19 protein-coding genes, 1 pseudogene and 1 other annotated feature are annotated in these 17,477 nt (G+C 62.7%); of the genes and pseudogenes, 5 read left to right on the forward strand and 15 right to left on the reverse strand.

Annotated features, from left to right (window positions below; translation table 11 throughout):
- Positions 1 to 334 (forward strand): hypothetical protein (locus tag ABWV23_RS20615; protein WP_353351257.1); only part of this gene is annotated, 334 nt, incomplete at its 5' end.
- Here ABWV23_RS20615 and ABWV23_RS20620 read toward each other — a convergent pair.
- Together ABWV23_RS20620 and ABWV23_RS20625 are read right to left on the reverse strand one after the other, a co-directional pair.
- A complete protein-coding gene (locus ABWV23_RS20620) occupies positions 324 to 1,181 on the reverse strand; it encodes a universal stress protein (RefSeq protein ID WP_353351258.1) in 858 nt (285 codons plus the stop codon). The two genes, ABWV23_RS20615 and ABWV23_RS20620, sit on opposite strands and share 11 nt — an antisense overlap.
- A gap of 14 nt (positions 1,182 to 1,195) precedes the next feature.
- Positions 1,196 to 2,686: a SulP family inorganic anion transporter gene (locus ABWV23_RS20625; RefSeq protein WP_353351260.1), complete on the reverse strand. Its 1,491-nt coding sequence runs from the start codon at positions 2,684 to 2,686 to the stop codon at positions 1,196 to 1,198.
- A 64-nt stretch (positions 2,687 to 2,750) separates the two neighbouring features.
- Positions 2,751 to 2,808, reverse strand: a sequence feature (sul1 is cis-regulatory element that is thought to sense ions involved in sulfur or methionine metabolism; They are found in Alphaproteobacteria).
- A 35-nt stretch (positions 2,809 to 2,843) separates the two neighbouring features.
- Between ABWV23_RS20625 and ABWV23_RS20630 the strand changes: the two genes are divergently transcribed.
- Genes ABWV23_RS20630 through ABWV23_RS20640 form a run of 3 tightly spaced genes read left to right on the forward strand, consistent with a single transcriptional unit; the run spans position 2,844 to position 4,437 of the window.
- Positions 2,844 to 3,254: an amidohydrolase family protein gene (locus ABWV23_RS20630; protein ID WP_353351262.1), complete on the forward strand. Its 411-nt coding sequence runs from the start codon at positions 2,844 to 2,846 to the stop codon at positions 3,252 to 3,254.
- A complete protein-coding gene (locus ABWV23_RS20635; protein WP_353351264.1) occupies positions 3,251 to 3,940 on the forward strand; it encodes an APC family permease in 690 nt (229 codons plus the stop codon). The genes ABWV23_RS20630 and ABWV23_RS20635 overlap by 4 nt, the downstream gene beginning before the upstream one ends.
- Positions 3,865 to 4,437 carry an APC family permease gene (locus tag ABWV23_RS20640; protein ID WP_353351354.1) on the forward strand — a complete coding sequence of 191 codons (573 nt, stop codon included), beginning with the start codon at positions 3,865 to 3,867 and terminating at the stop codon, positions 4,435 to 4,437. Before ABWV23_RS20635 ends, ABWV23_RS20640 begins: the two co-directional genes overlap by 76 nt.
- A gap of 6 nt (positions 4,438 to 4,443) precedes the next feature.
- Here the strand turns inward: ABWV23_RS20640 and ABWV23_RS20645 are convergent, their stop codons facing one another.
- From ABWV23_RS20645 to ABWV23_RS20705, 13 genes and pseudogenes are all read right to left on the reverse strand, one after another.
- A complete protein-coding gene (locus ABWV23_RS20645) occupies positions 4,444 to 4,845 on the reverse strand; it encodes a hypothetical protein (protein ID WP_353351266.1) in 402 nt (133 codons plus the stop codon).
- Positions 4,842 to 5,630: a CPBP family intramembrane glutamic endopeptidase gene (locus tag ABWV23_RS20650; protein ID WP_353351268.1), complete on the reverse strand. Its 789-nt coding sequence runs from the start codon at positions 5,628 to 5,630 to the stop codon at positions 4,842 to 4,844. Before ABWV23_RS20650 ends, ABWV23_RS20645 begins: the two co-directional genes overlap by 4 nt.
- Entirely contained in the window at positions 5,627 to 6,592 is a 966-nt protein-coding gene (locus ABWV23_RS20655) for a peptidoglycan DD-metalloendopeptidase family protein (protein WP_353351270.1), read from the reverse strand. The genes ABWV23_RS20650 and ABWV23_RS20655 overlap by 4 nt, the downstream gene beginning before the upstream one ends.
- Before the next feature lie 22 nt (positions 6,593 to 6,614).
- On the reverse strand, positions 6,615 to 7,016 hold the full coding sequence (locus tag ABWV23_RS20660; protein WP_353351272.1) for a hypothetical protein: 402 nt from the start codon (positions 7,014 to 7,016) through the stop codon (positions 6,615 to 6,617).
- 187 nt (positions 7,017 to 7,203) lie between these two features.
- Positions 7,204 to 7,392 (reverse strand): annotated as a pseudogene (locus ABWV23_RS20665) (ATP-binding protein); the annotation flags it as partial.
- A gap of 190 nt (positions 7,393 to 7,582) precedes the next feature.
- Positions 7,583 to 8,362, reverse strand: a complete 780-nt coding sequence (locus ABWV23_RS20670; RefSeq protein WP_353351274.1) for an IclR family transcriptional regulator — start codon at positions 8,360 to 8,362, stop codon at positions 7,583 to 7,585.
- Positions 8,363 to 8,450: 88 nt separating this feature from the next.
- On the reverse strand, positions 8,451 to 9,317 hold the full coding sequence (locus tag ABWV23_RS20675; RefSeq protein WP_353351276.1) for an isocitrate lyase/PEP mutase family protein: 867 nt from the start codon (positions 9,315 to 9,317) through the stop codon (positions 8,451 to 8,453).
- Between the two features lie 7 nt (positions 9,318 to 9,324).
- Positions 9,325 to 9,870: a 3-isopropylmalate dehydratase small subunit gene (locus tag ABWV23_RS20680; RefSeq protein ID WP_353351278.1), complete on the reverse strand. Its 546-nt coding sequence runs from the start codon at positions 9,868 to 9,870 to the stop codon at positions 9,325 to 9,327.
- Positions 9,870 to 11,147: a 3-isopropylmalate dehydratase large subunit gene (locus ABWV23_RS20685; RefSeq protein WP_353351280.1), complete on the reverse strand. Its 1,278-nt coding sequence runs from the start codon at positions 11,145 to 11,147 to the stop codon at positions 9,870 to 9,872. Before ABWV23_RS20685 ends, ABWV23_RS20680 begins: the two co-directional genes overlap by 1 nt.
- On the reverse strand, positions 11,144 to 12,784 hold the full coding sequence (locus ABWV23_RS20690) for a dipeptide ABC transporter ATP-binding protein (protein ID WP_353351282.1): 1,641 nt from the start codon (positions 12,782 to 12,784) through the stop codon (positions 11,144 to 11,146). Before ABWV23_RS20690 ends, ABWV23_RS20685 begins: the two co-directional genes overlap by 4 nt.
- Positions 12,784 to 13,620: an ABC transporter permease gene (locus tag ABWV23_RS20695; protein WP_353351284.1), complete on the reverse strand. Its 837-nt coding sequence runs from the start codon at positions 13,618 to 13,620 to the stop codon at positions 12,784 to 12,786. The genes ABWV23_RS20690 and ABWV23_RS20695 overlap by 1 nt, the downstream gene beginning before the upstream one ends.
- Positions 13,617 to 14,594, reverse strand: a complete 978-nt coding sequence (locus tag ABWV23_RS20700; RefSeq protein WP_353351286.1) for an ABC transporter permease — start codon at positions 14,592 to 14,594, stop codon at positions 13,617 to 13,619. The genes ABWV23_RS20695 and ABWV23_RS20700 overlap by 4 nt, the downstream gene beginning before the upstream one ends.
- A gap of 69 nt (positions 14,595 to 14,663) precedes the next feature.
- Complete coding sequence (locus ABWV23_RS20705) at positions 14,664 to 16,229, reverse strand: ABC transporter substrate-binding protein (protein ID WP_353351288.1); 1,566 nt, start codon at positions 16,227 to 16,229, stop codon at positions 14,664 to 14,666.
- 781 nt (positions 16,230 to 17,010) lie between these two features.
- On the opposite strand from ABWV23_RS20705, the gene ABWV23_RS20710 reads away from it, so the two are divergent.
- A complete protein-coding gene (locus ABWV23_RS20710) occupies positions 17,011 to 17,460 on the forward strand; it encodes a hypothetical protein (protein ID WP_353351290.1) in 450 nt (149 codons plus the stop codon).
- Positions 17,461 to 17,477: the final 17 nt, after the last annotated feature.

Raw genomic sequence — 17,477 nt, forward strand, 5'->3', positions numbered from 1 at the left:
CAGCCCGTGCTGGACGATTGCCTTTGCCCCGGAGCAAAGGCAGGCAGACAATGCAGCGGCTGACCGCGACTTTACAACGCGACTTTCTGATAGTGACCTTTCCGCAGCACGTGTCGAAGGGCCGCTCAAGGGGGCGCCGCCGCGCAGCATTTTCGCCCGATCGAAGGTCGGCAAAGGGCCGATCGCATACTTCGACACGTCGGGCGGAATGGGGGCATCCGCTGCCTTAAGCCGGAAGGTCGGCTTGCGCAAAAGCCAATTCCTCCCGCAGACGCGGGAGGAGTCGTTCTGTCAGCCCTCCGGCCGGTGGCTCATCCACCGTTTCACCGCATGATCAGGACGGGCACCCGGCAGGAGCGGATCATCTCGGCGGTGGTCGATCCGATGATAAGGGAACGCACCCGGGAGTGGCCGTAAGCGCCCATGACCAGCAATTCGTGCTCGTCCATCGCCGTGATCTGTGCGAGCACCTTTTCCGGCTCGTCAGCGCGGATGATGGTCTCCGCTTCGAAGCCCCCCGCCTTCAGCGTCGCCACCGCGTCCTCCAGTGACTTGCAGATGCCCCGGGTTTCCTTGCCGGCAAAGACAAGAGAAACCCTCAGACCCGCGAATAGCGGGCTGCGCGAGATGTAGTCCACCGCCTTGAGCGACGTGGCCGCACCGTCAAAGGCCACCAAGACCTTCTTGATCGGCTTGAAGGCACGGTTGGCGATGAACACCGGCTTGTGGCTGGCGCGGACAATGCGCTCCAGGTTCGAGCCCAGGTGCTCCATGGCCACTCCTGCGGCCTCGCCGCGCTTGCCGACCACGAGCATGTCGCCGGTCTCTTCTTTCGCGGTCACCGTCTCGACCAGATCGCCTTGGCGCAGGCGGGTTTCGACCTCAATGTCTCCGTCGGCTTGGATGATAGCCTTGGCGTCCTCCAGGATCGCGCGCCCGTGCTCGTGGGCAAGCTTGGCACGCTCGGCATCGAGGTCCGAGAGCTGTTCCAGCAGCCGCGTGCGCGCGCCCAGACGGATCGCGCCCGAGAGATCCTGCTGCGCGATCCCCTGGCGGCGGCCCATGACGTGATAGACCTTGACCTTCCAGCCGTTCTTGCCGGAAATCCAGGCCGCGTGGTGGCAGACGCTCTCAGAATAGGCCGAGCCGTCCACCAATGCGATCAGCGTGTTGGTTGTCATTCCTGCTTGCTCCCTCAGTGGCCCATCAACTGATCCATCGCGCCCGGCTTGTCATGGATGGCGAGCCTGTCCACGATGGTCTCCGATGCCCTGTTCAATCCGATGAGCTCGATGTCTGCGCCTTCCCGACGGAATTTGAGCACGGCCATGTCCAGCGCGGCAACCGAGGAAATATCCCAGATATGCGCACGGCTGAGGTCGATCGTGACCTTTTCCGGCGCTTCCTTGAAGTCAAAGGCGAGCATGAAATCCTCCGATGAGGCAAAGAAAAGCTGTCCCTCGACGTAATAGGTGCGGTGCGTCCCGTCCGGGGTGATCTCGCTGCGCACGCGGAACAGCTGCGCGATCTTCCAAGCGAACAAGATGCCCGATAGCAGCACCCCAACCAGCACCCCGATCGCGAGGTTGTGGGTATAAACCACGAAAAACACCGTCGCCAGCATCACGATGGATGAGGATGTCGGATGCTCGCGCAGGTTCTTGATTGAGGACCAGGAAAACGTGCCGATCGAGACCATGATCATAATCGCAACCAGCGCGGCCATGGGGATGATCGCCACGATGTCGCCGAGCGCGACCACCATGATCAACAGGAATACACCCGCGGCAAAGGTCGACAGCCGCCCGCGTCCACCGGATTTCACGTTGATCATCGATTGGCCGATCATGGCGCAGCCCGCCATGCCACCGATGAAGCCGGTGGCCGCGTTGGCGATGCCCTGGCCGATGCACTCTTGGTTGCGGTCCGACCCGGTATCGGTCAGGTCGTCCACGATCTGCTGGGTCATCAGGCTTTCCAGCAGGCCGACGACCGCGACAGCCAGCGAATAGGGAAAGATGATTGCGAGCGTCTCGAAGTTCAGCGGAATGTCCGGGATCAGGAACACCGGCAGCGTGTCGGGCAGTGCGCCCATGTCGCCCACAGTGCGCACATCCCATCCCATGACGATGGTCAAAACGGTCAGCACGATGATGGTGACCAGCGGGGATGGGATCGCCCGCGTGATCCGCGGGAAAAGATAGATGATCGCCAAACCGGCCGCGACCAGCGCATAGGTCAGCATGGGAACTTTCGACGGATCCAGCTCGGGCAGCTGCGCCATGAAAATGAGGATGGCGAGCGCGTTGACGAACCCGGTCAACACCGATTTCGACACGAAGCGCATTACGTAGCCGAGCTTGAGCAGCCCGGCGAGGATCTGCAACAGCCCGGCGAGCACGGTCGCCGCGAGCAGATATTCCAGCCCGTGGTCCTTGACCAGCGTCACCATCAGAACCGCCGTGGCCGCCGTTGCGGCCGAGATCATGCCCGGCCGTCCGCCGGTGATCGCGGTAATGACGGCGATGGAGAAGGAGGCGTAAAGCCCCACCTTCGGATCCACGCCGGCGATGATGGAAAAGGCGATGGCCTCGGGAATAAGCGCAAGCGCCACGACAAGGCCCGAGAGGAGATCGCCGCGGATGTTGTTCGTCCAGTCGCGGCGGTATTGAGTCAGTGAAATCATGAACAGTTGTGTACCCATAGGCCGCGAGTAAGAACTCGCGGTCTTGTCGATCTTGTCTGTCTTGGGTTGTCCGGCGGATCGGCGGCCGGAAGAGCCAGCCAGGGATTTCACCCAGCTCCATGTTCGCTGGGCAAGCTCTTATCGCTGGAGGAAGGAAATGCCAAGATTCGAAACAGTCGCCTCTCTGGATCCAAGTTGTGTTTCTTCTTTGGCGGAAATCTTGAACAGCATTTCACCCCAATGCCCATCCGATGCGTCGTTTGCGAACCCATACCTGTTCCATGGCTTCTCGCTTCTGGATGAACTCGACATCTATGTCGCTGCCGGTCTGACACCGCGTGAGGCCCTTTACACGGCCACGGTCGCGCCCGCGTGGTTCTTCGAGTTGCCTGATCAGAATGGCACAATCGCACCGGGGCGCAGGGCTGATCTGGTCCTGCTCAACGACAACCCGCTTGATGGTCTTGAGACCTTGCGAAGACCGGACGCGGTCGTGGCCGGAGGCGTTGTTCTCGACTGTGCCGCGCTTGACGCGATGGCGGAGCGGTTGTTCGAGGCTGCGAATTGACACACCTTTCCTCCGACGCGACGAGCCATCAGCCCAAGCTCAACCGCGCCCTGACATTGCCGCTTGTCGCGCTCTACGGTCTGGGCGTGACCGTTGGCGCTGGCATCTACGTGCTTGTCGGGCAAACCGCTGCGCTCGCCGGTCCGTTTGCGCCGGTCGCTTTCATCCTCGCGGCGGTGGTGGTCGGGTTTACCGCCTTTTCCTATGCGGAGCTCTCGACGCGATTACCTGTCAGCGCCGGGGCCGCCGCCTATGTCGCTGCCGGACTGAACACCATCTGGATCGCGCAGATCGTCGGTCTGGCGGTCGCTTTGTCGGGCATCGTGTCGGCATCGGCCGTGGCGATCGGCGCGGGCGGGTATCTGGCTGATCTCACGGGGCTGCTTGCGTGGTGGGGCATCACGCAATCGGTGATCGCCGCAGCCGTCATCACGCTTATCGAGATCGCGGGCCTTTTGGGCGTGGTCCTTTGGGCCGGGATTGCCGAAGAGCCCTCGGGCTTGAGTATAACCGATATGGTCCCGCCGATCTCCGGTGCGCACTGGGCAGGAATTGCGGCGGCATCGGTGCTGGCCTTTTCGCCTTTGTCGGGTTCAAGGATATCGTCAACATCTCGGAAGAGGCGCGCGATCCGCGCCACGTCCTGCCGCGCGCCATTGCCATCACACTTGTCGTCACGACGTTAGTCTACATCGCCGTCGTTGCCGCCGTGCTTCTGGTTGTCCCTCTCGACGCGCTTAGCACGTCCGAAGCACCGCTGAGCCTGGTCTTCGCGTCGGCCCCCCCGTGGGTGCAGGCCGCGTTCTCGTCCGTGGCAGTGGTGGCAACGATCAACGGCGTGCTGATCCAGATCATCATGGCCTCCCGCGTGCTTTACGGTATGGCAGATCGCGGACAACTGCCGCGCATTCTGGCAAATGTATCGCCGCGCACCCGCACGCCCGACATGGCGACGGCTGTCGTCGTTCTGGCCATCCTCGCGCTGTCTCAACTTGTCCCAATTGACCGGCTCGCAGGCTACACATCACAAATCGTTCTGGGCGTGTTCATCTTCGTGAACCTGTCGCTTATCGCTTTGAAACGAAGTGCCAAAGAGGACGGCGACTATTTCAACATGCCGACTTTCGTGCCGGTTCTCGGCGTACAGATAAGCTTCGCCTTGCTGGCCACCTCACTGGTCTGACATGTGTCAGCTAAAGACGGTCAGGATGACCAGCACCAACGCGATCGGGAGACGCGCAAGGCCGATCTTTCGCCACCCGGCATCCGTGTCAATGGCCGTCACAGCCTTCCGGCCCTTGGGGTTGAAGACGATCAGCGCCGCCTTCATCGACCAGACGAGCGGTACGCCTGCGATCAACGCCCATCCCGCGATGGTCTGCTCCGACCGGGCGAAGTCGAATGCCGCGAGAATCCATAGCCCTCCAAGGCACAGCGTCGCGCCCAAGAACCATTTCGGACGCCGCACACCGCCATAGGCCCTGGCCTCCACCTTCTGCCAACGGCGCCCCATCGCGATCATCCCAAGGCTCGTCGCAAGCGCCAGAACTGCCAATCCGTAGCCGAATACTTCGATCCACGGGCCGTTCATGCCCGCCTCCACCACATTAAGTAGGCCGCGGCGGTGAACCCGGCGATCGAGAGCAATGCCTGGAACACAAACTCCGCATTTGGGGGCATCACCACCATCTCCCCGGTGAAATTCACCATGAAGTGGAAGACCACCATCAGCAGAAGCGACCGCTCGGAGACCAAGTAGCCCCAGGTCATGATCAGCGTCTTCATCAGGATCGACCATAGGAACAGCCACAGCACCGGCGGGCCCCCGAAGTCCGCGTAGTATCCCTCCATGGCGAAGAGCGGCAGGTGCCACACCCCCCAGACTGCCGCGAGGATCAGCGATGCCAAGACCGGCGCGTGACGGTCCAGGAGCACATCGAGCCCGTAGCCGCGCCATCCGATCTCTTCCGGCAACGGACCAAGCAGGAATATGAAGGCCGCAAAGCCAACCGCAGCGGGCCAGCTTCCACCGGGCAGCGTGATCTCGGGCAAGGTGCTGCCGGTCAGCGCCAAGAGGCTATGCGCTGTGAGGGACAGGACCGGGATCAGGGCGATCGCGGCACACCAAAGCCAGACCGGGGCGCGCCGGGGATCTACCAGCCGAACCCAGAGATCGCGCAGGCCGCGCCCTGCGCTGTATCGGTGCTGGAACCACAGCCCGGCCAGCAAAGGCCCGATACCGCCGAGATAGAGCAGTGTCCGGCCGGGGCCGCTCCATGGATCAAGGCCAAAGAGCGCGACCGGCAGCCACAACGCCCATGTCCAGCCAAGCATGGCGGCGAGGAAGGCATGGGGCCTGTAGCTTTCCCCTCTCATCCCGCGCGACCCATGAGCCGGTCGCCTCGAACGAGGATGCGCCCGTCGATCCGCAGGCCGAGGGGGTCGCCCGATATGGGCGCCGCGCCGGGGGCCGCAGGGCGTTGAGCGTGGATGTGCAGATGCGGTTCGGTCGAGGCGCCGGAATTGCCGACCTGGCCCAGCGGCGACCCTTCGGTGACACTCTCGCCCGCCTCGACCGTGATGCTGCCCTGCCGCATGTGGGCCAGCACGATCTCCGCCCCGCCACAGTTCAGGATCACATGGTTTCCCAGACGGTTGACCGGGTCCTCGTCCGGCACATCGAAATCCGGCATGCCGCCCTCGGCGGCCACGACAGTGCCATCGCAGGGCGCGACCAGCGGCGCGCCGAAGATCGCGTAGGCCGCAGGGTTCGCCGGGCGCCATCCGGTCGCGCGCAAACCCCATGGACCCAGGCCGAAGAAATCCACCGCGTAAGACTGCCCACGCCAGGCGCGGTATCGCTCAATGCTCGTATCGAGCGTGCGCATATGGGCATTGACGATAGGCTGCGAGCCGCCACTTGCGACGAGGAACTGGCCTGCACCGAATGGATTGCCGATCTCGACCACCTCGACTGGCGGCGGCGCCCGCCCCCTGAGAGCCTGCGCGCTGAACCAGAGACCGGCCGCCGTCAGCGTCAGGGCGAATGCCGTCGCAATCCAGGCCAACCCGCCCGACGGCCAGATCGGCAGGGGATCGATCCCCGGTCGGAGGCTGATTGCGAGGGCGGAGGCGGCAAGCCAGAGCGCACCATAGACCAGCGGCAGCCACCAGACCGGCACCGCCCATTGCGCGACCCGCGCGAGGGCGAACAGGAACACCCCGACCCCGGCGATCTGCAAAACCAGACCGCTCAGACTTCCAGCCGGGAAGACCCACAGCCATCCCAGCAGGACCAGGGGGATCGCGATTTGAACGATCAGGATCGTCAAAAGCATGATATCGGTCCTCCATTCTCCGTCAGATCGGCCCTCCGAATGCCAGGCCCCATCGCAGGAGCAACCCAGCGAACAGAGCCATGGCAAGTGCGAAGGTACAATGGAGCAGCCGTCTGAGAAAAACCCAGCCCGGCGCGCGCAAGGCCAAAAGCGACGACGCGACCAGCAAACCCGCCGCGACCACAACCGCATCGGATGTGAGCAAAGCGGCCTGCAGGGTCGCTTGCGGCTGGTCGAAAAGGTATTCCGATCCGAGGCGCAAGACCGCGAGAACGACCGCCACGGCAATTCCGATTAGCACCCAGACACCGGCAGCCGCCGCGACCGCGATACTGGCTGCAACCGTGCCCATCCGCGTACCACCGCCAAGCCCGTGGCGCCAGACGAGGCCCATAAGCGTGGTCACCGACAAAAGCGCAGCCATCCCGAAGGACAGGTAGAGCTGTCAACGGCGGCGGAAAAAAGGGCCATAGGGCGGCGCAAAATTAGGCTAATTGGGGCCTGTGCGTGGTGGGGATAAACAGCATTGGCAGCGAGTCAGCGGCGCTCTCCACATAGCTGGCGGTTGACTGGCCGTCTTGGCCCTTCTGGTCAAGTTTGGGTGGTTCTGATCAGGAGCCGGCGCTTACCTTTCGCGCCCGACTTTTGGCGAGCCGGTAGCTCTCGCCATTCATCTCGAGGATGTTGACGTGATGGGTCAGGCGATCAAGGAGCGCGCCTGTAAGCCGCTCGGTTCCAAAGGTTTCGGTCCATTCGTCGAATGGAAGGTTACTGGTGATTATCGTGGATCCGCGCTCGTAGGATAAGGTGGACGACATTACGCCGCCCACAGTAGGGTCATCCCGCCGCTACCTTGGCCTGCTTTCTCACCGCTCTTCCTACCATACCAAGACACTGCGGAGGGGAAAGCCCCCGTCTGGAGCCGCCGAATCGCGGCCAGCCTGAGTCGATGGCCTACTTCCCGCCCACAGCCGGAAAGGGACAACCCCCCTACCGCTGACAGAGGGAGGTGTGGCCAGTCACAGCCAGATGGCGTGACAAATCCTTGGCCCCACGAGCGAGGATCTCCGCCATGCGGGTCCTGCCTTCTTGGGAAAACAGCGGTGTCAGGCCCACGATACTGAGCACGGCGATCACCTCTCCATCCGCCTTGCGGACCGCATGGGCAAAGGCCGACAGCCCCGCGATGATATCATCTTTGGAAAACGCAGCATCTTGCCCGCGCAATTCCTCAACTGTCGCCATCAGTAACTCCTTGTCGGTGATCGTTTGATCCGTCGCGGCGGGCAGATCACGTTGCAGATACTCGGCCTGCCGTTCGGGGGACAAATGAGCGAACAGCAGTTTTGGCCCGGCCCCCTGATTGTAGGGCCGAATCTCACCTACATTCCACAATTGCACATGCACCGGTGGGTCGATAACTGACCGGGCCACGCAATGGGCTCCCGTCTTACCAAAAGTGGCGAGGAAGGCTAAGCAATCTGTCTTCAGTGAAATGTCGCGCAGGATCGGCTCGGCAATCTGTTGGAGATCGTGTTGGCCCGGCACGCTGGCTCCCAGTGACAGCACATGAAGCCCAAGCCAGTATTCACGGGAGACAGGATCTTGCACGATCATCTCGCAGCTGATTAGCGTGCCCAATAGGCGGTTCACGGTGGCCTTGTCCAATCCGGTGCGGCGGGCGATCTCGCCCAGCGACAGTTTCGGTTTCGCCGGATCGAAGGCGCGCAGGATCGCAACCGCACGTTCAACGGCGCGGACCTTGGGCATCCCGGTAGGTGTGGTCTCTGCTATGGTATTGTCCCCCTTCGGAAGGCTGGTCCCCGGACGGGAGCCAGCATAGGTTCGGCAGGGCCAGTCAGGCCAGATCTTTCATGAATTCCTGCTGCAGGCGCATGACCTCGGGAAAGCCGATGAAATCCTTGAACTCTGCCAGGCTGGTCTGGTCTGTGGCGTCCAGCGCGCGAGTGGTCCGCGCCTCCCGCACACGGGTCAGCGCGCTTTCCATCGCCCGCGTCGCGGACAGAAGGGAGACCAGCGGGAAATGCGCGATGCCGGCGACGCTTTCGATCTCGTCGCCCGTCAGGTCGGTTTCCAGCCAGCGCATGATCTGCAACGAGAGCGGCACGCCACAGGCCTGTTTCAGATCGCGCAGGTCGTCCAGCGTCTTGTAGCCCGCGCTGATCGGCTGGATCATGTCGGCTCCCGCCTCGGCATAGGCGCGGGCGCGGCGCAGGCTTTCCTCCTTGGTGTCGGCATCGGTGCGTCCGATGATCAGCATGTCCGGATCTTGCCGCGCGGCCACGGCGGCCCGGATCTTGGAGACGCCTTCCTCTACCGGGATCAGTTCCAGTTCCGTCGCGATGGCGGGGCACCGTTTGGGCATGACCTGGTCCTCGATGATGAGCGCGGCGGCCCCGGCCTGTTCGAACTCCCGCACGGTGCGCATCACGTTGATGGCGTTGCCATAGCCGGTGTCCGCATCGGCGATCACAGGGATCTGCACGGCATGGGCCACGTTGCGCAGCACGCCCAGATTCTCCGTCATGGAGTAGACTTCGACGTCGGGCTGGCCCAACAGTGATGCGGAGATCCCGAAACCCGAGGTCAGCACCACGTCAAAGCCCGCGCGCTCCACCAACTTGGCGGACAGCACGTCGTGACAGCCTGCGCTCCACAGGCATTTTCCGCCACGGATCGCCGCAGTCATTTCGGATCTGGTCATCATCGATTCATTCCTTTCCAAGCGTGGGTTCGGGCAAACTGCCCAGCAGGTAGTTGAGGTGGCCGCCATGGATCAGAAGCTTCTGTTCCGTGAGAGTGGGCATCTCGAAGGGAAGAGCGGTGGCCTGCGTGTGGTTTCGGATGCAGGCAGCGGTCCAGTCGACCTCCAGTTCGTCCCACCGGGCGACGGCGGCTACGATCCCCGGACAGGCGATCTGCGGGAAACCCATCGCCGTCTCTCCCCGGTAATAGGTGGGCGAGAACGACTCCGCGATCACCGCGCCGATGCCCATGTGGCGCATCGCCTTCATCGGTGGCGAATGCGGGTGGCCAAAGCCGAAGTTGGCCCCACCAACCAGCAGATCGCCGGGGCGGACGGCAGATTGAAAATCGGGATCATAGCTGACCATGGAGATCCGGCAAAGTTCATCCAAGTCCTGGATGCGGATGTTCTTGACACCGATGATCTGGTCGATGTCATAATCATCCTCGTCAAAGATCCAGGCGACGCGGCCGCGTAGAGCCGGCAGGCGGGACAGGGTATCGGTTACCATCACTTCACCTCCGCCATCATCTGCGCCGGGTCGGGGATGCGGCCGTCGATCGCCGTCTGCGCAACCACGGCGGCATTGACCAGAAATATCTCGGAATCCGGGCTGCCCATGCGTCCCTTGACGTTCAGCGTCCCGGTGGAAACGGCGCGCTGTCCCTCCCTCATGGTGGCAATGCGGCCATAGCAGAAATCGCAACTGGCAGAGGACACGAAGGCGCCGCAATCGCTGAACACCTCCAGCAGCCCCTCCCGCGCGGCCTGGGCCATGATGCGGCGACTGGTGGGCACCACGTGGAGCGAGAAGCCCGGCGCCAGTGTCTTGCCCTTCAGCACCTTGGCGGCGGCGCGCAGGTCCTCGATCCGGCCCGATGCACAGGAGCCGATGTAACCAACCTGCACCTCGGTCCCAGACACTTCGGACAGAGGCGTCGTGCGGGAGGGCGACGGCGGCTGCGCCACCATCACCTCAATCTCGGAGACATCGACGGTGTACTCGGCGGAATAGGTGCAATCGGAATCGCTGGACACCGGGTCCAGGTTGATCCGTGCCAGCGGCAAGGCATGGTCCAGCATCGCTTGGTCGGGATTGATCACCGCCGACAGCGCGCCGGTGAACATAGAGATGCTGGTCAGCGCCTGCCGCCCGTCCAGGGAAAGCTGCTCGATCACCTCTCCGCCCAGTTCCAGCACGGCAAAGCGGGCGAACTTGTTGCCAAGTTTCTGTACAATTCCGTGGAACAGGTCGCGGGCCATCACGCCCGGGCGCACCTGCCCCACCAGGTTCAGCCGCACGGTTTGCGGTACCTGGAAATCAATGTATTCGCGCACGAAAGCCTCCACCAGCGTCTGGCGCGGCATGTTCACCGCCAGGGTGCCAAGTGCCCCCAGCTGGGAAATGTGGCCGTCGTAATGCACGGCAAACGCACCCGGCACGCCATAGCCGGTTTCCCCCGCGACCTGGTGACCGATGCCCTCGCGTTCGATGCAGTCGATGCCGAACTTCGCGCACCAGGCGCGGGTCTGGGCGTGGAACTCCTCTTCCTTGGGGTCGATGGCCGGGACCATATGGTCGATGAAAATGGCGAACCGTTCGGGCGCGGGCAGTTCGGTCAGGCCGAACTTTTCCTCCACCGTGCGAAAGATCACGTCGGTGTAGCCGGGGAAATCATAGGCCATGACGAAATCTGGCCGGATGCGAACCTCGTCCCCGGCACTGACCGGGGTGCCGCCGCTTATGCGCGCCATGATCTTTTCGACCATTGTTTTGCCGGTGGTCATGCGTGCTCCTCCTCATTGAAAAACTGGGGTTTGTGCCAATCGCGCCCGGGCACCGCGTCCAAAAGGGCGCGGGTGTAGCCGTCGCGCGGATCGGCAAAGATGGAACCGGTATCGCCGTGCTCGACCACCTTGCCGTGGCGCAACACCAGCAGCCGATGGCAGATCGTGGCAGCGACGCGCAGGTCATGGGTGACGAACAGGATCGCGGTGCCCATGGTGGCGCGGATCTCCTCCAGCAGGCCAAGGACCTCCTTCTGGACCGACACGTCCAGAGCTGAGACTGCCTCGTCCGCGATCAGGACGCGGGGGCGCATGGTCAGCGCGCGGGCGATGCCTATGCGTTGCCGCTGCCCGCCGGAAAATTCGTGCGGGAACCGGTCCATCGTACTGGCATCCAGCCCGACGAAGCCCAGCATTTCCAGCGCCCTCTCTCGCGCTTCCCGGCGGGAGGTGCCGTGACGCATGGGCCCCACGGTCAACGCCTTTCCCACCCGCCACCGCGGATTGAGAGAGGCATAGGGATCCTGAAAAACGAATTGCACGTTGCGTGGCAGATCCAGCATCGGATCGGTGACGGATTTGCCCTCGATCTCGATCGTACCCGCGTCCAGTGACGACAGGCCCATGACCGACCGGGCAAGCGTGGATTTGCCCGAGCCGGATTCGCCCACCAGGCCCAGGATCTCTCCCTCGTGCAGGTCGAAGGAAACGTCGCGCAGCGCTGCTGTTTCTCGCTTCTTACCGAAAAGCCCACCGCCGTTGACAAAGGTCTTCGTCGCACCGCGCACGGACAACAGCGGTGCCTGTGTGGGCGTCGTGCTGGCGTGATCGTCCAGCGTCGGAACGGCGGCGATCAGCTTGCGCGTATAGCGATGAACCGGACGGTTCAGCACTTGGTTCACCGGGCCGTCCTCTACCACGCGGCCGCGCTCCATGACGACGATGTGGTCCGCGATCTCTGCCACGACGCCGAAATCATGGGTGATGAACATGACCCCCATGTCGCGCTGTTCCTGCTGTTCGCGGATCAGCGCCAGGATCTGTTTCTGGGTGGTCACGTCCAGCGCGGTGGTGGGTTCATCGGCGATCAGCAACTTGGGCTTCAGCGCCAGCGCCATGGCGATCATCACCCGCTGCCGCTGCCCGCCTGACAGGCGGAAGGGATAGGCGTCCTGCAACGTCTCGGGCTGGGGCAGATGCATATCTGCCAGCAATTCCGTGATCCGCGTGCGCAGGACCGCACCGGAAAGCGGTTCGGTCTTGCGTAGAACCTCCGCGATCTGCTGGCCCACCGTCATCAGCGGGTTCAGCGCGCTCATCGGTTCCTGAAAGATCATGGAGATGTCGGCGCCCCGGATGCGGCGCATTTGGGCCTCACTCCGCTCCAGCAGGTTGTCCCCGCGGAACAACAGCGCGCCCTCGGTAACACGGACATGGGGTTTGGGTAGCAGGCCCATGATGGCATTGGCGGTCATGGACTTGCCCGACCCGGATTCCCCCACGATACAGGTGATCCGCCCCGGTTGCAGCGCATAGGAGATCCGTTCGACCGCATGGGGCCGGTCGGCACCGTCGGGAAGCGCGACGGTCAGATCGCGCACTTCCAGCAGGGGAGGGTCGAGGCGTGCGGCGTTCATCATTTGCGCCTCCGGTTCAGGTTGGGGTTCAGGGCGTCGCTCAAGCCTTCGCCCAGCAGGTTCAGACACAGGACGGTCACGATGATCGCGATGCCAGGGAAAAAGCTCATCCACCAAGCCGTGCGCAGCATCGTGCGCGCGGCCCCGATCTGGTAACCCCAGCTGATCATGTCGGGATCTCCCAGCCCCAGGAAGCTGAGCCCGGATTCCATCAAGATTGCGGTGGCCACCATCAGCGTGGCGGTCACGATCACCGGCGCCATGGCGTTGGGCAGGATGTCCTGAAACATGATACGCCAGCCCGGCAGCCCCAGCACTCGGGAGGCCTCGACGAATTCGCGCCGCCGCAGGCTGAGGAACTCGGCCCGCACCAGCCGCGCCACCGGCGGCCAGGACACGACGGAGATCGCCAACACGATGGACTGGATCGACGGCCCCATGATCGCCACCAGTACGATGGCGAAGATCAAGCTGGGGATGGTCTGGAAAATCTCGGTCAGGCGCATCAGCAGGTCATCGGCCAAACCGCCGAAATACCCCGCCACGGCGCCGATCCCGATGCCGATTACCAGCGCGATGCAGGTAGAAATAAGACCGATCAGCAACGACACACGCGCCCCGTGCACCAACCCTGCCGCGATGTCGCGGCCCAGCATGTCGGTGCCGAGCAGGAAGCCATCGGTCATCGGCGGCAGAAACGGCGCGCCGACCATCTTCCAGGGCGATTGCGGATAGAGGACAGAGGCAAGAAGCGCCGCCGCCGTGATGACGACCAGACAGATCAGCGCTGCCGCCGCTGCCCGGTTGCGAAAGAAGACGGACCAGGGACCGGTCATTGGCCAACCTCGATTCTGGGATCGACAAAGGTGTAAAGAATGTCCGTCAGGATGTTGAAGAACACGACCATGACGGAGGTGGTCAGGAAGATGCCCAGCAGCACCGGGTAATCCCGTTGCAGCAGGGAATCGAAGGCCAACCGACCGATGCCGGGCCAGCCGAACACGGTTTCCACCAGAACGGTGCCGCCGATCAGATGCCCCGCCTGGATGCCGGCAAAGGTGATCACGGGCAGCAGCGCGTTGCGCAGGATATGCCGCCGGGTGATATAGGCCTCCGACATGCCCTTGGCGCGGGCGGTACGAACGAAATCCATCTCTGACACCTCCAGCATGGAGGCACGGGTCAGCCGCGCATAGACGGCCATGTAGAACAGGCCCAGAATCATCATCGGCATGACCAGGTGGTGCAGCACGTCCAGCACATGGGCCAGCCCGGTATAGGACTTGTCGGCCGACACCATACCGAAGGCCGGGAACCAGCCCAACACGAGCGAAAAGAGAAGAATCGCCATCAGCCCCATCCAGAACAGCGGCGTGGCATAGAAGATCAGCGCCAGAGTGGAGATCAGGCTGTCTGCCCATGACCCTCGCCGCCGCGCAGCCAAAGATCCCGCGATCACCCCCAGCACGATGGAGATGACAGCCGCGCTGAGCGTCAGCAGAAGCGTGGCAGGCAGGCGAGAGGCGATGATTTCGCTTACCGGCATGCCTTGGCGATAGGATTGGCCCAGATCGCCCTGTACCAGCCCGGTCAGGAAATGCCCCAGCTGCACGATCAGAGGTTGGTCCAGCCCCAGGCGCTGGCGCAGTTCCTCCATGTATTCGGCATCGACCGAACCGGATTTACCCGCCAGCACGGCAACCGGATCACCGGGCACCAGGCGGATGACGAAGAAGGCCAGGACACCGATCGCCAGAATGACAAAGACACCCTTGATCAGCCGGCCGGCGATGAAAGAAAGACGCTGCATGTGAGAACTTCACTTCTGGTTGCGGCGGCCGCGAACAGGTGGTTCGGCGGCCGCCAGCGTTGGCATGAATCAGCGAGCGATCCAGACGTCCGCCATGGTGTCGTTCAGCCCGATCGCGGTGGAGACCAGGTTACGCACGTTGGAGCGGTAAACGGTGGGGAAGTTCACCCCGACGAGATAGCCGAAATAGGCCTCTTCCGCGACGTTGTGCTGGAACTCCTGGTACAGCGCCTTGCGCTCCTCCTCGGAGGTTGCGGATCCAGCGCGGGCCAGCATCTCGTCAATCTCCGGGTTGTCCAGTCCGGACACATTGGCAGACGGCGACCCTTTCACCAGGTTGCTGGAGACATAGGCCCGTTCGACACCCAAGGCGGGATCGCCATATTGGTACAACAGGTTCATGGTCAGGTCGTAATCCCATTGCCCCAGGGTCTGTGCCCAGCCGCCGACATCGGTCTGCACGACTTCCAGTTCGATCCCCACTTCGCGCAGTTGCTGGCGCACGTATTCGCCCATGCGGATGTAGGTCTCGGAATAGGGCAGGCTGAGATACCGAACCTTGGTACGTACGCCGTTCTCGTCCTCGGTCAGGCCCATCTCGTCCAGCAGGGCGCGGGCCTTGTCCGGATCATAGTCCGCCGCCGGCAGATCAGGGTTGTAATAGGGCGAGGACGGGGGCAGCGGTCCGTCGGCCGGATCAGCATAGCCCAGCCAGATCGCGTTGGCGATGAAGTCGCGGTCGATCGCGTGCCAGACGGCGCGGCGGAAGCGGGGGTCATTCATCGGTTCGTTGCGCAAGTTGAACTGCACCCAAATGATCGGCGACAGGAACTCCCAACCGGCATTTGTGGTTTCCACGTCGGGCAAGTCTGCCAGGCGACGCACATCGAAATATTCGACATCCCCGCCGCGCAACACATCTACATCACCGGTCTCGAACGCCACGGCCCGAGACGCCGCATCCGGCACGACGTTGAACACCAGTTCGTCAAGATACGGCTTGCCCTCTTGCCAATAGGCGTCATTCTTGGCCAGCCGGATATAGGAACCACGCTGCCATTCGTCGAACTTGAACGGGCCGGTGCCCACGGGTTCGGCATTGGCCGGGTTGTCGCGGAAATCCGTGCCTTCATAAAGATGCGCGGGGATCATCGGCGCGCTGGACACTTCGAAGGATTTCAGGAAGGCCGGGAAAGGGGCGTTCAGCGTGGCCACGACAGTCAGGTCGCCTTTGGCCGTGACGCTCTCCACATGCTTGAGAACACCGCGTGCTCGCGGGTGCACCTCCGGCAAGAACTCGGTGAGGGAAAAGACGACATCGGCGGCAGTAAACGGCGTTCCGTCATGCCAAGTGACGCCCTCTTGCAGGTGGAATGTATAGGTCAACCCGTCTTCGGATACATCCCATTCCCGTGCCAGCCCGGGCATGGGCGACATGTCCGGCCCATAGCGCAGCAGCCCCTCGTAGATCTTGCCCGCCACGTACTGGGTGGGACCCTGCTGGTTCAGGCCCAGCATCAGCATCGGCGGTTCGGGCTGGGCGATCAGGCGTAATGTTCCGCCGGTTTGCGGAGTTTCGGCCGCAACAATTTGGGCGGTCAGCGCAAGCGCCGCCGCTAACTTCAAGAGTTTCATCACATCTCCTCCCTTTGGGACTTCCGCCGCCCGGATCGGGCTATCGGCGAAGATCACCTCCATAAGTTTCATCAAGTGAAACCAGTTTCACTATACTGAAATACCGATTGATTGCTGTCAATCAGATCAACAAAATTTCGGTAAGTGGTCTTTTCTATCCCGCGCTTGCCTTCGTCCGCTCAACACTAACGGCACGGTCGAAGGACTTATTTTTTATTCTATTTCAATATGTTAATAAACCCCCGAACGCCTCCCCCAGGACCCAGAGAATTGCCAACGGCCGCCCGACCTCACCCTGCAAGTCAGGTAGCCGTTCCTCTCCAGCCCACGCAAATTGTCGGCCCGCACGCGTTGGGTGATCTCGCCGATAGCGCGGTTCAGTACCTCGAATCGCAGCAAAGGGAATGTCATGCCTCAAGCGTGGGTTCCGCAAGAATGCCGTTTGCGGTCAGAAGGTCTTTCCAGACCAGATCAGCGGAGAGCCGACACAACCAGATCTAACACACATCCCCAGCGGCGTATTCGCGTCGAGCCTCGCCGATAAGGCATCCCGGCGAGCAGTTCGCGGCCGAAGCCTTGCTGCGCCAGGGGCGCGAGGACGAGGCACTCGCCCGCGTCACGTCCCTACTGGAGGGCGACTGTCAGCCCTGGGGCCACCGCGACATCGCGCGGTTCTGCGAGGCCATTCTCCTGCGGCAAGGCAAAAAACGATGAGGCCTACCGCCTCTTCGGTTTGCCTTTCACATCGGGCAACACCTGGCTCGCCATGTAGCGCGATCTGGTGAAACGCTACTCGAACCGCGATCCTCGCGAGGTTCTGGAGAACCTGATCGCGCTACAAAGCCGCAAGGGCAAATGGTTCGCCGCAGGCAAGACCGCCGGATATCTCGACATCGCGCTGGACTGCGCCTCGGATCCCGAGGCGGTCCCGGCAACCCTGATGCGGGCCGCACGGGATTTCGCCGGCAGGGATCCCGCCTTCGCGGCTCAGGTGGCGCTCCACGCCATCTCGCATCTGCTCCACGGCCGCGGTTTCGATGCCAACCCGCGAGATATCGACGAAGCGAGCGACCACCTCATGGCCTCCAGCCGGCAGATTAACAAAACCGACTGGGCCATTGCTGAGCTAAACCAAATGGCCGACCGGCCTGCAGGTGACGATTTCATGTCCAGACGCCTTCGGATCAAGCTATCGGAACTCCAAGCCGCAGCCAGAGGCGACGGCGCCTGAGGGAGGGAACGGCTCAA

Origin of the sequence: Aquicoccus sp. SU-CL01552, from assembly GCF_040365005.1 — a bacterium.
Classification (GTDB): Bacteria; Pseudomonadota; Alphaproteobacteria; order Rhodobacterales; family Rhodobacteraceae; genus Antarcticimicrobium.